General features: G+C 64.9%; 11 protein-coding genes and 1 pseudogene. 3 read left to right on the top strand and 9 right to left on the bottom strand.

The window, feature by feature from the left end:
- Nucleotides 1-101: 101 nt before the first annotated feature.
- The 5 genes from AC1DS5_RS17875 to AC1DS5_RS17895 all read right to left on the bottom strand — a co-directional run bounded on the left by AC1DS5_RS17875 (nt 102) and on the right by AC1DS5_RS17895 (nt 3,086).
- The gene (locus tag AC1DS5_RS17875) at nt 102-674 is read right to left on the bottom strand and encodes a ferritin-like domain-containing protein (protein ID WP_477719595.1); all 573 of its coding nucleotides are present in this window, start codon (nt 672-674) and stop codon (nt 102-104) included.
- 58 nt (nt 675-732) lie between these two features.
- Nucleotides 733-1,452 (bottom strand): RNA polymerase sigma factor, encoded by a 720-nt coding sequence (locus AC1DS5_RS17880; RefSeq protein ID WP_477719685.1) that lies wholly within the window; start codon nt 1,450-1,452, stop codon nt 733-735.
- A gap of 166 nt (nt 1,453-1,618) precedes the next feature.
- On the bottom strand, nt 1,619-2,347 hold the full coding sequence (locus AC1DS5_RS17885; protein WP_477719596.1) for an FAD-dependent oxidoreductase: 729 nt from the start codon (nt 2,345-2,347) through the stop codon (nt 1,619-1,621).
- Nucleotides 2,344-2,550 (bottom strand): hypothetical protein, encoded by a 207-nt coding sequence (locus AC1DS5_RS17890; RefSeq protein ID WP_477719597.1) that lies wholly within the window; start codon nt 2,548-2,550, stop codon nt 2,344-2,346. The genes AC1DS5_RS17885 and AC1DS5_RS17890 overlap by 4 nt, the downstream gene beginning before the upstream one ends.
- Nucleotides 2,551-2,792: 242 nt before the next feature.
- On the bottom strand, nt 2,793-3,086 hold the full coding sequence (locus AC1DS5_RS17895; protein ID WP_477719598.1) for a hypothetical protein: 294 nt from the start codon (nt 3,084-3,086) through the stop codon (nt 2,793-2,795).
- A gap of 402 nt (nt 3,087-3,488) precedes the next feature.
- On the opposite strand from AC1DS5_RS17895, the gene AC1DS5_RS17900 reads away from it, so the two are divergent.
- On the top strand, nt 3,489-6,317 hold the full coding sequence (locus AC1DS5_RS17900; RefSeq protein ID WP_477719599.1) for an AMP-binding protein: 2,829 nt from the start codon (nt 3,489-3,491) through the stop codon (nt 6,315-6,317).
- Between the two features lie 21 nt (nt 6,318-6,338).
- On the opposite strand, the pseudogene AC1DS5_RS17905 reads toward AC1DS5_RS17900, so the two are convergent.
- The 3 genes and pseudogenes from AC1DS5_RS17905 to ylqF all read right to left on the bottom strand — a co-directional run bounded on the left by AC1DS5_RS17905 (nt 6,339) and on the right by ylqF (nt 11,272).
- A pseudogene (locus tag AC1DS5_RS17905) lies at nt 6,339-8,689 on the bottom strand (xanthine dehydrogenase family protein molybdopterin-binding subunit).
- Between the two features lie 311 nt (nt 8,690-9,000).
- Nucleotides 9,001-10,254: an MFS transporter gene (locus AC1DS5_RS17910; RefSeq protein WP_477719600.1), complete on the bottom strand. Its 1,254-nt coding sequence runs from the start codon at nt 10,252-10,254 to the stop codon at nt 9,001-9,003.
- A 22-nt stretch (nt 10,255-10,276) separates the two neighbouring features.
- A complete protein-coding gene (ylqF, locus tag AC1DS5_RS17915) occupies nt 10,277-11,272 on the bottom strand; it encodes a ribosome biogenesis GTPase YlqF (protein ID WP_477719601.1) in 996 nt (331 codons plus the stop codon).
- A 245-nt stretch (nt 11,273-11,517) separates the two neighbouring features.
- Here ylqF and AC1DS5_RS17920 point away from each other — a divergent pair, with 245 nt between their 5' ends.
- Together AC1DS5_RS17920 and AC1DS5_RS17925 are read left to right on the top strand one after the other, a co-directional pair.
- The gene (locus AC1DS5_RS17920; protein WP_477719602.1) at nt 11,518-11,778 is read left to right on the top strand and encodes a hypothetical protein; all 261 of its coding nucleotides are present in this window, start codon (nt 11,518-11,520) and stop codon (nt 11,776-11,778) included.
- A 2-nt stretch (nt 11,779-11,780) separates the two neighbouring features.
- Complete coding sequence (locus AC1DS5_RS17925) at nt 11,781-12,029, top strand: oxidoreductase-like domain-containing protein (RefSeq protein ID WP_477719603.1); 249 nt, start codon at nt 11,781-11,783, stop codon at nt 12,027-12,029.
- On the opposite strand, the gene gshA is transcribed toward AC1DS5_RS17925, so the two are convergent.
- Nucleotides 12,030-13,643: a glutamate--cysteine ligase gene (gene gshA, locus AC1DS5_RS17930; RefSeq protein WP_477719604.1), complete on the bottom strand. Its 1,614-nt coding sequence runs from the start codon at nt 13,641-13,643 to the stop codon at nt 12,030-12,032.
- Nucleotides 13,644-13,831: the final 188 nt, after the last annotated feature.

A 13,831-nucleotide genomic window follows, 5' to 3' on the forward strand; every position in this document is an offset into this window, starting at 1 on the left:
CACCACACCCACAGGCCATGACGCCAACCGGCGCGGCAGCGCCCGCTACTTGCGGCACGGCGCCGTGCTGTTGGCACCCCGCAGACGATGGCGCCGCGGCTTCACGACACAAAGGCCGACGGCACGGGGGCTTCGCCAATGGCCTGGCGCAGGATGGCCCAGTGCATGGCTTCATCACCCAGAATGCTGGCGGCCGCCTTGGACAAGTCGCGGTTGGCAAACAGCGGCACGGCACCGAGGTAGGCGCTCACGGCGCCTTGCTCCAGCTGGGCCGCGAACTTGAGCACATCCAGCTCTGTTTTCAGCTGATCTACCGGAAAGTTGTATTTGGTTTTGGCGATGACGGGTTTGCCACCCAGCTTTTCGACCGTGCCCGAGAGCAGCGCCACATGCGCCTTGTGGTGTCCCTGAAACGTCACGGCGAGGTCCAGCACGGGTTTGGTCAGCAGCTTGCTTTCTGCGCCCAGCTGATAGGCCGCGATGGCCTCCAGTTCGGCGCCGATGGCGGTGTTGAGAATTTGCACGTCGCCGGCTTTGGAGCCACCCGCCTTGGCGGCCAGCGCGTCATTGCCCGCGAGCAGCGCAACCGCTGCGCCCGACAGGACCAGACCGCCCGAGCGGCCCAAAAACAGCCGCCGTGCAGCGACGGGCGTGGACATTTCAAAAAACGACATGGCAATCTCCAGTGAAAAAAAACGGTTCACAAATGACGGACTTAACGAACTTCACGGATCACGGGCGAGAGGATTCACGCTCGTGGGCAATCTTTGCCAGCACGCCCGCCACGATACGATCGCAGCGCGCGCCGGCAAATGAAAAGGCGTCACCGACGGCCATGTCGATGTCGCGTGACAGGCCTTCGCGCAACATGCTGCGGGCACGAAAAAACCGGGTCCGCACCGTCGCTTCAGGTATGCCCAGCACCAGCGCAACTTCTTCCACACTCATCTCTTCAACCCCCCTGAGCATGAACACGGTGCGAAAGGCATCGGGCAAGGTGTCAATCCGGGCTTCAATCTGCTGGCGTATCTGCGCACGCATGACGGATGGCTCCGGCTGGTCATTCGGGTTGGCTTGCATCTGCATCTCCGGGGTTTCGTCATCGGCATCCACGCTGGCGCTCAGCGGCACGATGCGGGCAGCCTGCGCACCATTGCGCCGCAGCCGCCCCAGTGCTTCGTTGGCGACGATGCGCACCAGCCAGGTGGAAAGCCTGGCCTCGGCCCGAAAGGTGGCCAGCGCACGCCAGGCGCGCAAATAAGCCTCCTGCAAGGCGTCTTGCGTGTCGTCGTCGCTTTTGAGGATGCTGCGCGCCGTGCGAAAGAGCAAACGGTTGTAGCGCCGCATGATCTGGGCGAACGCCAGATCGTTACCGGCTATGGACAGGCTGACCAGTTCTGCATCCGAACTGGCGTCGGACGGCACGGTGGGCACTGATTGCAAGTTGTTCATAGTGTTCATATCTGCTCCTGTCTCTGTCCATTGGATGGTCAGGGTGCCACCAGCGTTCCGGATTTTTCTCTGTCAGACGACGAGGCAAAAGGAAAAAAAACAGCGCCCGGCCAAACCTCGTTCGCCACGGCGCGCGCGACTCCGAATACTCAGTACCCGTAAAACCTCAGTACCCGTAAAACTCTTCGCTGCGAATGTCGTCGTCATTGACACCGACACGATTCAACATGTCGCACACGGCAGCGACCAGGCCGGGTGGTCCAGCCACATAGAAAACGGGTTTCAGAAAACCGTTCATGGTTTTTCTCAACAGATCTTCGGTGACATGGCTGGTTTCTCCTTGCCACGGCATAAGGGATTTGCCCATCTCCGTCATGGTCGGCAACAGGCGGAAATTGACGTTCTGCTGCTCAAGGTCCTGCAGTTCCAGAAGAAACGCCGCATCTTCGGGGCGCCGATTGGAATAGAGCAGAACCATCTCCTGTGGCAACCGATCATGCGTCGCCTGGCGCAACATGCTCATGAACGGGGTAATGCCAATGCCACCCGCGATGAATATCGCCTGTCTTGTGCGCTCGTTATGCAGCGTGAGGGAACCGAAGGGCCCTTCAATGTCCACCAGCCCGCCAATGGGCAACATCTTGAGCGCCCGCTTGAATGCGCTGTCGCGCATGCGTGTCGCGATCGCCAGTTCGTGCTCAAACGGCGCACTCACAAGGGAAAACGTATGCCGTTGGCTTTGCCCGCCGGGCGCCACTGCATCTGGAAGAATCAGGTCAATCGCCTGACCGGCCTTGAAGGCAAAGCCGGCCGGCCGCTGAAAATAAAACGCCATCGTGCCGCCAGCAACTTCCTCGCGTGCTTGCAGCAACACTTGGCAGGGGCTCATGCTCATGCCGTGCCTCGATCCGGTGAACGATGCCCATGCGGCTGCGCTGGCCGCTCGCCGGTACCACGGGCCGTGCGAAAGAGGAAACGGCTGTAGCGCCGCATGATCCGGGCAAGCGCAGGATCGTTGCCGGCTACGGACAGGCTGACCAGCTCTGCGTCCGAACGGGCTTCTGTGGACATAGAGCGCGGCGCTGGTGAGGTGTTCATGGCTGTTCCTGTCCATTGGATGAGCAGGCGGCCGCTGGCGTTCCGGTTTTTTTTGGGGGCAGCCTTATTTCATTTCCAATGCGATGCGAGATAGCAACGGAATTGCCCCCAGCTTCTGTGGGCCACCCTGTGGATAAGGTCACTAACAACCCCGCAACACCGCACCAGTATTGGCTTGCAACATAGTGCTCAGGAATTGATCAGCAGACCTGTTTTGGCGCCTGCACAACGCCGGCCGCCAATCAATTGGCTTGCATCAAATGCCAGAGCCGGGATGGTGAAACCGGCATCTGCAACTGACGGGCCTGCGCCGCCATGCCGCCGCGTGCCAGCGCATCAGCCACGGCATTGACCACCGTGGGCCCGGCGCCTATGGTGCCCAGCTCGCCCACGCCTTTGACGCCCAGCGGGTTGTTCAGGCAGGGAGTGGAGGGGTCCAGTTCGGTTTTGAAGTCGGGCGCATTGTCAGCGCGCGGGGCGGCGTAGTCCATCAGGCTGCCCTGTTGTTCGAACCGGGCAAGTACTGCTTCCAACATCCATTTCTCTCCACAATTTCTATGTGGAGCAGAAGATTACCGCTGTCTCTGGAGCAAGACCTTGAAAGGGGTGGCTCTTAGGCCGTCCTGAACGGTGATCAAGGCAAACCGAGGTCAGATTTCTGCTAAACCCGCAACGTCTTCAGGGGTACCAGATGAGTTCCACGAAAGCCCTATTGCGGAGCCCGCAAGCCTACAATGTTATTCCCCCGGCCCAGATCCCGGTTCCGGGCGTGCGCTGATTCATTCGCGTGCCCGACCGGGGACATGCCCTGCTTCGAAGCCGTCATCCTGTTCTTTCTCGCCGGGACCGTCGAGATCGGCAAAGAATGGTCTCGCGGACGGAAAGAAGCTTGATGGCGCCTCAACACGAGGGCCCCATGCAGCAAGGGTAATCAGCCCATGAACGTAGACTCGCCTTCCCGCGCAGTGTCCGACGAGGCTGTGTTGCGGATCGTGCGGGAAGTCTTGACCGAACTCCACCCGGGCCGCAAGGACACGGACCCGGTGACGCTGGACAGTGCGCTGGAGGAAGACCTTGGCCTGGACAGCCTGGCGCGCGTGGAGTTGTTGATGCGCCTCGAACGCGCGTTCGGCGTACGCCCGCCGGAGCATATGCTGAGCACGGCCGAAGCGCCACGAGACTTGCTGCGTGCGCTGCTTGCCGCACGGGGTTCACCCCAGGCGCCAGTGCAGCAGGCACGGCGGCTTGCGGTGCCCGAACGCGTCTCGCAAGTGCCGCACGCGGCTGCGACCCTGCAGGAGGTGCTCGACTGGCACGTGCGGACTCATCCGCAGCGCGAGCACATTGCGATCGACAACGGCGACAGCGACGCACCGACGCGCCTGAGCTACGCCGACTTGCAGCAGGGCGCCGCTGGCGTCGCTGCGGGGCTGCTGGATCGCGGCTTTCAGCCGGGTCAACCGGTGGCGCTCATGCTGCCGACCGGCCGCGAGTACTTCTTCAGCTTCGCCGGCATTCTGCTGGCCGGCGGCATTCCGGTACCAATCTACCCGCCAGCGCGGGCGGCGCAGATCGAGGAGCACCTGCAGCGTCACGTCGGCATCCTCACCAATGCGCTCGCCACGGCGCTGATCACTGTGCCGCGGGCCAAGGTGCTGGCGACGCTGCTCAAGTCCCAGGTGCCGTCGCTGCGCATGGTCTGCACGGTGGAAGAACTGTCCGCGTCCACCGCCTCCCTGGAACGCGTCACCGCCCATGCCAACGATATCGCCCTGCTGCAGTACACCTCCGGCAGTACCAGCAGTCCCAAGGGGGTGGTCCTGACGCACGCCAACCTGCTGGCCAACCTGCGGGCCATGGGGCAGGCCCTGCAAGTCAGCTCCGAAGACGTCTTCGTCTCGTGGCTGCCGCTGTACCACGACATGGGGCTGATCGGGGCTTGGCTGGGCAGCCTGTACTATGCGTACCCGCTGGTGGTGATGTCGCCGCTGACGTTTCTCGCGCGACCGGAGCGCTGGCTGTGGGCCGTGCACCGGCACCGCGGCACGCTGTCCGGCGGGCCCAACTTCGGCTACGAGCTGTGCCTGCGCAAGCTCGACGAGGCCGCGCTGGAGGGGCTCGACCTGTCCAGCTGGCGCTTTGCGTTCAACGGCGCCGAGCCGGTCAGCGCGACGACCATGCAGGAGTTTCAGCAACGCTTCGCCCGCTACGGGCTGCGGCCGCAAGCGCTGGCGCCGGTGTATGGACTGGCGGAGGCAACGCTGGGCCTGACCTTCCCGCCGCAGGGACGGGGTCTGCTGGTCGACCGCATCGATACGCAAGCGTTCTCGCACTCGGGCCGCGCACTGCCCGCGGCGAGCAGCACGTCTGACGTGCGGCTGGTCGTGGCGTGCGGACGGCCGCTGCCGGGCCATGAGGTCCGCCTGGTCGACGCGACGGGATGTGAGGTGGCGGAACGCCAGGAGGGGCGTCTGCTGTTCAAGGGTCCGTCGACCACCAGCGGCTACTTCCGCAACCCGAAAGAGACGCGCCGGCTGTTTGATGGCGAGTGGCTGGACTCGGGCGACTACGCCTACATGGCACAAGGCGACGTCTACATCACCGGGCGGGCCAAGGACGTGATCATTCGGGGCGGCCATCAGGTCTACCCGTACGACCTGGAGGAGGCCGTCGGCGCGATTCCCTCTGTCCGCAAGGGCTGTGTCGCCGTGTTCGGCAGCCCGGACCCCAGGACACGCAGCGAGCGGGTCGTTGTCATGGCGGAAACCCGTGGCCTGCCGCCCGAGGCGCTGGCGCAGCTGCGCCGCCAGATCAACAGCGCCGCGGTCGGCGTGCTCGGTGCGCCGCCGGACGACGTGGTCCTGGTGCCGCCGCACACGGTCTTGAAGACCTCCAGCGGCAAGATTCGTCGCGCGGCCAGCCGCGAGTTGTACGAGACCGGAGGCGCTTCGGCCACGCAGCCGGCGCCATGGCAACAGATCGCGCGCTTTGCCTGGCAGGCGATACTGCCGCAACTGCGGCGTGCCGGGCGCGTCGCAGCGGAGATAGCCTACGCTGGCTATGTCTGGCTGCTGTTCTGGCTGCTTGCGCCCATCACGTGGGCGCTGACCGCCGTGCTGCCCAAGCCGTCCTGGAGCTGGGCCCTGAGTCACCATGCAGCCCGGCTGTTCCTGCGTTTGTCCGGGCTCTCGTTTGCGGCCGAGGGGCTGGCGAATCTGCCGCGCGAGGCAAGCTGTGTGGTGGTGGCGAACCATGCGAGCTACCTGGATGGCATAACCCTGGTCGCCGCACTGCCGCGCCATGTCCGCTTTATCGCCAAGCTCGAACTGCAGAAACAGTTCATCTCACGGGTCTACTTGCAAGGCCTCGGCGCCATGTTTGTAGACCGCGACGACGCGCAGCGCGGGGCGCAGGACGTCGCGCGGGTGACGCGCAGCGTTTGCGACGAAACCGCCATGTTGTTTTTCCCGGAAGGAACGTTCAGGCGTGTGCCAGGCTTGTTGCCGTTCCATGCGGGCGCGTTCTCTGCGGCAGCGCAGGCCGGCGTGCCCGTGGTGCCGGTGACGATCCGCGGCACGCGCTCCGTGCTGCGTGCCGGCCAGTGGTTCCCCCGCCGCGTACCGATCAGCGTGCTGGTCAGTGCCCCGATTCAACCCGATGGTGACGACTGGTCAGCGTCGATCCGGTTGCGCGACGCCGCGCGCGCGGAAATCCTGAAGCGCTGCGCCGAGCCGGATGCCGGCGATGAAAGCCGCCTGCCTTCGTAAAGCCGGAGGAATTGATGAACCTCAGCCCTGCATCAAATGCCAGAGCCGGGATGGTGACAGCGGCATCTGCAACTGACGGGCCTGCGCCGCCATGCCGCTGCGTGCCAGCGCGTCGGCCACGGCATTGACCACCGTGGGCCCGGCGCCTATGGTGCCCAGCTCGCCCACGCCTTTGACGCCCAGCGGGTTGTTCAGGCAAGGAGTGGAGGGGTCCATTTCGGTTTTGAAGTCGGGCGCGTTGTCTGCGCGCGGGGCGGCGTAGTCCATCAGGCTGCCCGTCAGGGGCTGGCCGGTTTCACGGTCATACACCAGGTGCTCGCACAGCGCCTGGCCTATGCCCTGCACGGCTCCGCCGTCGAGCTGGCCGCGCACGATCATCGGGTTGACGACGCGGCCCACGTCGTTGACGGACGCATAGGCCACCACCGCCACATGGCCGGTCTGCGGGTCGACCTCGACCTCGCAGATGTGGCAGCCATTGGGCCAGGAGGGTCCGGCCACGGCGGTGGTCGAGTCCATGAAGATGCGCTGGTCACTCTGGCGCGCCGCGAGCGTAAACAAATCGATGCTCAGGTCGGTGCCCGCCACCTTGAAGCTGCCGTCGGCGTACGTGATGTCCTGCTCGGCCGCCTCAAACTCCCGGGCCGCCAGTTGCCGGGCTTTGTCGATGGTGCGCTCGGCGCCTATGCGTACAGCCGAGCCGCCGGTGAACAGCGAGCGCGAACCAGCGCTGCCAAAACCATTGCCGCGGTCGGTATCGCCCAGCACGATGCGGACCTTGTCCATCGGCACGCCAAACGCATCAACCACCAGTTGCGCCAGCGTGGTGGCGATGCCCTGCCCCATGGCGTTGACGGCCGAGAAGACTTCGATGATGCCGTCGGCGCCGGGGGTGGAAGATTTGATCTCCACGGTCACGCGTTCTTCCAGCGCATTGCCGCCGGTCCACTCCAGGAAGGTCGCGATGCCCAGGCCGCGCAACAGACCGCGCTGCTTTGAGCCGGTGGCCCGCGCCTCGAAGCCTTGCCAGTCGGCCAGCACCAGCGCCTGGTCCATCACCGACTCGAAGCGGCCCGTGTCGTAGGTCTGGCCCATGGGGTTTTTGTAGGGCATTTGCGTGGGCTGGATAAAGTTGCGGCGGCGCAGCTCGATCCGGTCGATGCCGGTCTGCCGGGCGGCTTCGTCCATCAGCCGCTCCATCGTGAAGATGGCTTCAGGGCGGCCCGCGCCCCGGTAGGCGCTGGTGGGCGCGGTGTTGGTCAGCACGGCCCTGAAATGAAAGTCGATGGTCTGGATGTCATACACACTGGTCTGCACCCAGGGGCCGATCATCAACTGGATGACCACGCCCGCGCCGGTGGCATACGCGCCCACATTGGCCTGCGAGGCCAGGCGCAGGCCCAGTATCTTGCCGTGTTCGTCCAGCGCCAGTTCGGCGTGGCTTTGCAGGTCACGGCCGTGCGTGCTCGAGACAAATTCTTCACTGCGGTCGGCCACCCACTTCACCGGGCGCTGCAGCGCCCGGGCGCAAAAGGCCACGGCAACGTCTTCCGGGTAGGCCCCCGTTTTCATGCCAAAACCGCCCCCCACATCGCCCACCACCACGCGCAGCTGCTCCTTCGCCATGCCCAACGCGTCGCACACCGAGTCGCGCACGCCGGAAGGCATTTGGGTGCTCATGCGGATGGTCAGGCGCTGGGACGCGGTGTCAACAGCGGCCAGCACCGAGCGCGGCTCCAGGCTCAGCGGAGACAGCCGCTGATTGACCAGGTCCAGCGCCACCACGTGGCGGGCGCTGGCGAAGGCTGCGGCGGTGGCTTCGGCACTGCCGTAGCGTGTTTCGGCGGCGATGTTATCGGGTGCTTCGGGGCAAAGCACGGGGGCGCCGGGAGCCATGGCGTCGTTCATGTCCACGGCCATGGGCAGCTCTCTTCATAGTCGATGGTTATGGCTTCCGCCGCGTCGCGAGCCTGCTGCAGTGTCAGCGCCACCACGGCGGCCACCGCCTCGCCAACAAAGCGCACGCGCTCGTGGGCCAGCGCACGCCGTGGCGGCGCGGCGCAGGGCGAGCCGTCGGCGCGCGTAAAGCCGCTGGCACCGGGAATCGGCTTGACCCCGGCAGCCACCAGATCAGCCCCGGTGACCACCTGCAGCACGCCTGGCATGGCCAGCGCTGCCGTGGTGTCCAACGACACGATGCGGGCGTGTGGATAGGGTGAGCGCACAAAGACGAGTTGGGTCTGGCCCGGCAGGGTCACGTCGTCCGTGTACTGGCCGGCGCCGGCCAGCAGCGCATCGTCTTCCAGGCGGCGAACGGACTGTCCGCTGCCGAAGCGTGACGGGTTGACCTGAGTGGATTGGGTTTCAGTCATCAAAGAATGCCCCTGAATGGCGGCCTCGCATCTACCAGGGTGGTGTGCGGGCGCGAAAATGGTGAAAAGCCACTATAGGTGCATCGCTGCGGTTCAGCAAATGCGTTGCCGGGAGGTAGCGGATTTGGGATTTGAAAATTGCTGAGTTATTCAATGGCGTAGGCCCCCTTCTCTCGCCGTTGAAGCATTTTCTGGCCCGGATCAGCTGACTTTCCTGTCCGCTATGGCAGCGCGGCCCACTAATCAACTTGCAGATGGCGGGCGGTATTGAGGTAGCAGCCGCCCAGCCTGCTTGCAACGCTTCAGGCTTGTCAGGCCGCGGGAACCTCTTGAACCTGATCAGGCGGCGCGGCGGCCAGGGCCCTGACCTTGAGGCGGCGTGTCACCCGCAGCATCACCCCCGAGATGACGAGGCAGTAGGCTCCCAACGTGACGATCAGCGCCGGGTAGCTGACACCCGCGTCAATCAGCAGCCCCGCCAGCCCCGGGCCCGTGGCCGAGGCAAACACCAGCACGGAGAGGATCACGGCGCGAATGGCGCCCAAGTACCGCAGGCCATAAAGCTCCGGCCACAGCGAGCCATACAGCGAGAGTGAAAAACCGTTGGACACCCCGTACAGCGCCATGAAGGCAAACATGCTCCAGGCCGCTGGCACAGACCCCAGCAGCAACAGCGCCAGTCCCAGCGGCAACAGGTAAAAGGGCAACAGCCTCAGGCCTCCCACGCGGTCAATCAGTTGGCCCGAGATCAGCGTGAAGGCGATCGTCATCAGCGCATACAGCGTGAAGGAAGACGCAAACGCCGTGAGCGACCAGCCGCGCAGCTCGACCAGGTAGACCTGGTGAAAAAAGATGGTGTTGCCAATAAAGGCCGGCGGCACCATGGCCAGCATCACGGCATAAAAAAACGGGTCGCGCAGCACTTCGGCCCGGCTCCAGTCGCGCGCCGTTGCCACGCGGGCCACGGGGTCGGAGGCCTGCGCGGCGCGCTCGACTGAAACCAGCGCGGCGATGAGGGGCGCCGCCAACAGCAGCAAGGCGCCGGCGGCCAGCCACCAGGTGTTGCGCCAGCCCACCGACGCGGCCAGCGCCACAAACACCAGCGGCAACACCGCCTCGCCGGTGTTCAGGCCCAGCGTGCCGAGCGAGATGGCCCGGCCCCGCTGCGCGGAAAACCAGCGCGCCATGGAGGTGAACGCGAGGTGGGACATCATGCCCTGGCCCAGCAGGCGCAGCAGGTAAATGGCCATGAACAGGGTCACGATGTGGCGCGACAGCGCCATGACGGCGGCCGCCAGCGCCAGCATGGGCAGCACCAGCAGCGCGAGTTTTTTCGCGCTGTGGTGGTCGGCCAGATGCCCCAGGCGCGGCAAGGTGAGCGCGCTGGCCAGCGTGGCTGCCATGTAGAGCGAGCCGAACCCGCCGTGGGAGAGCGCGTACTCGCGGCGGATGTCACCGGCCGACAGCGAAATCAGGAAAGTCTGGCCGAACGAGGAAAAGAAAAAAAGCAGGAAGCCGCCGCCCAGCCAGCGGGCGTTGTCGCGCAGGAAAAACAGGAATGGCATGGGCGGGTCGGTGGCCCTTCCTTCAGTCGGTTTCGGAGGGGTCGGAAGCGTCCGGCACGCGCGGCGTCCGTGGTTTCTGCGGCCGTGGAATCTTCTTGAAGCGGATCAGGCGATCGGTTTCGATCTTGTCCTTTTTCAATTGCCTTTCGGCATCCATCAGTTGCCCGGCGGCCAGCCATTCGGCGAACTCTTCGGGCGTCTCCAGCGTGATGCGGCCCAGCGTGGCCGCGCGGAACTCATGGATCACGATTTCCGCCGCCTTCTGCAGGTTGACGCGCCCCTTTGACAGCACCGCGCCGCGCTTGCGGCCAATTTCCTCCAGCAGCTGCTCATCGGCGATGCCTGCCGGGACTTCCACCTTGTAGCGCGCCGCCAGCAGGCCGGGGTAGTCCCTGATCAGGTAGTCGAGCAGTTCCAGCGCCACTTCTTCCTCATTGAACGCGTTGCGGCCAATGGCGCCGCTGGCGGCGAGGTTGTAGCCGCTTTTGGCCACGATGATGCGGGGCCACAGCATGCCGGGCGTGTCGTACAGGTAAAAACCATCGGCCAGGACGATGCGCTGCTCCAGCTTGGTGATGCCGGCCTCATCGCCGGTTTTGGTGGCGCGCTTGCCGGTGAGGGTATTGATCAGCGTGGACTTCCCGACGTTGGGAATGCCGCAGATCAGCACACGCATGGGCTTGACCATGCTGCCGCGCGTGGGCGCCAGCGCGTGGCAGGCGTCAATCAGGCGGCGGGCGGGCGTGGTTTCACTCGCATCCAGCGCAATCGCCTGCGTGGCCGGCAGGCTGTTGTAATGCGCCAGCCAGAGCGCGGTGCGCGCCGGGTCGGCCAGGTCCTGCTTGTTGAGCACCTTGAGCGCGGGTTTGGCGCTGGTGAGCTCGGCGAGCATGGGGTTGGCGCTGGAGCCGGGCAGGCGCGCGTCGAGCAGCTCGATCACGACATCAATCTCCTTGATGCGCTCCTGAATCGCTTTTTTGGTCAAATGCATGTGACCGGGAAACCACTGGATGGCCATCGGAATATTCTTTCTTGGTTCGGGGCGGGGCTGGATCAGGCTCGACATTTCCATCAAGCCGGACCCGCTGCGCACGATGACCGAATTGTCACCTGTTCAGGCCCTGCTACCGCTGGCGCAGGAAACCCTATGCGTGCCGTGGCCGGGCGATGGAGCAAAATCAGGGGAAAGCTGGTTGAACAAACCGACGCAAGCTGCTCCGCCTGCCGCATCCCTTCACCCCCTCACCTTTTTCCCCACCCTCCATGCCCCTGCCCAACGCCCCAACCCAAAAACCCAGCAACAACCAGACCCGGACCAAGGCCAATAACGAGCTGTTGATCCGGGGCTTGCTTTGCGTCGTCATCGGCCTGGCCGTGCTGATCTCGCCCTACTTCATCACCTCGCCCGGCATGCAGGGCATCGTGGCCAGTTCTTCGCTGGTGGGCTGGTTCGCGCTGGTGCTGGGTGTGGCGTTCATAGGCCTGTATGCCCGCCGGCGCCTGGCTGGGCCAAACCAGTCCTAGCCATGGAGGCGCAGATCCCGTCCGGCGAGCCGGGCGACCGCGCTGCCGTACCGGCCGCCATTGGCGCATTGCAGCAGCGCGCCCGCGCCGCCGGCATCACGCTGCGCGCACCGCCGCCCGAACCCACCACCTGCTGCGGCCGCGGCTGCAGCGGCTGCGTGTGGGGGAGCTACGACAACGCTGTCGACTACTGGTGCGAACAGGCCGAAGAGGCCTTGCGCAAGCTGGGGGACGTGAGTCCACCGGTCTGATCAGATGGCGAGCGCTGCGCGGCCCGCCATATCCGGCGCATCCGGCATACCCGGTATGCCCAAGCGCTCCGCCGACACATATTGCTGGCGGTACACCTCAAAGGGCATGCTGTCCGAGGCTTCGATCTGCTTTTGCTCGGCAATGGATTGCCGGGTCAGCTCGGTGAAGCGGGCATGCTGCGCTTCGGCCAGGGGCAGGCTTCGCAGGATGGTCTGGGCTTTTTCGGATTGGGCCCGGGCAAACCTGACAAAGGAGTTGTCATAGTCTTTGGCCATGGCAGCCAGCACGCGGGCCGATGGCAGGGTGTCGGGCTCGCGCAAGGCGGCGCTTGCCGCGGCCAGCGCCTCGCTGTACTGCGCACCGCCCGGCGTGCCCGCATGGAGGGCATCGAGCGCCTCGGCAATCGGTGCGCATTCGGCGACCACTGCGGCGCCCCACTCCGCCAGCGTCACCTCGCGGCCGTCCCGCTCCAGCAGCAGGCCGGGCTCGCGGCCGCGCGCGGCTGTGCGGTGCTGGTTGCGCGCCAGCGCGGCAATTTCCGCAGGGGTGTCGGGCGGGCTGTCAGTGATCAGGCAGTGCAGCAAAAACACATCCAGAAACCGCATGGTCTGCGCCGTGATGCCCACGGGAACAAACGGATCGAGGTCCATCAGGCGCACTTCAATGTATTCAACGCCACGCTCACGCAGCGCATGCAGCGGGCGCTCGCCGGGGAAGATCACGCGCTTGGGGCGGATGGTGCCGTAGAACTCGTTTTCGATCTGCAGCAGCGTGGTGGCCAGCTGGTTGTAGTCGCCGCCCGGGTTGCGGATGCCGACCGCCTCATAGGCCGGATAGGGCCGGGTAAGCGCATCCTGCAAGGACGCGCCGTAGCCCTCGAGGCTGTTGTAGCTCACGGCCAGCGAGGCCTGGGCGTCGCTCTGGTAGCCCAGGCGCCCCATGCGCAGCGAGGTGCCGTGCGGCATATACATGGTGTGATCGGCCAGCTTTTGCAGCTCGTGCTGGCGCCCGGCCACAAAACTCGAACACACGGCGGGCGATGCACCAAACAGGTAAAGCAGCAAAAAGGCGTGGCGCCGGAAATTGCGGATCAGCGCAAAGTACTGCTCGCTGGTGACCTCGGGCAGCGACCAGTTGTAGTGAATGCCTGAGATGGTTTGCATGCGCCGGCCATAGCGGTGGGACAGGCCCATGCGGTAGACGCTCTTGGCGCGCCCGACATTGGACGAGCCGAAGCGGGCAATCGGAATGGTCTCGTCGGTCGGCAGACCGCAGGGCATGCTGGAGACCCAGAGCATTTCATCGCCGAGGTCCTGCATCACGCGGTAGGTGAACTGGTGGATCTGCGTGAGTTCTTCCAGTGTGGCTTCCGCGTCTTGATGTGCCCCCGTCACCAGTTCGATCTGCGACTCGCTGAAGTCGGTGGTGATGCTGGGATGTGTCAGCGCCGAGCCGAGGGCGGCCGGATGCGGCGTGAGCGCCAGGCCGCCTCCGGGCTGGGCGCGCAGGCTTTCCTTTTCGATGCCGCGGCGCATGCCTTTCAGCCGGGCAGGGGTGAGCGCTTTCAGGCGCTCCTGCAAAAGCGTGCCCGCGGGCGCCTGCAGCTTGTTCATGGTGTCATTCCCTCAGGTCCGTGTCGTGGCGTGGAAGTTATCACAGGCCCGCGCTTTGCGCTGGCGAAATGCTGCTTGCCAGCACGGTTTTCCGGACTCTGCAGGGGGCCGCCAGCAAAATGGCGCAACTTGGTCCATGAACGACGTTTTTAATCACAAATGGCTACTTTATAATTTTCAGTGTGTGG

Source organism: Polaromonas sp. P4_H1, from assembly GCF_056400945.1.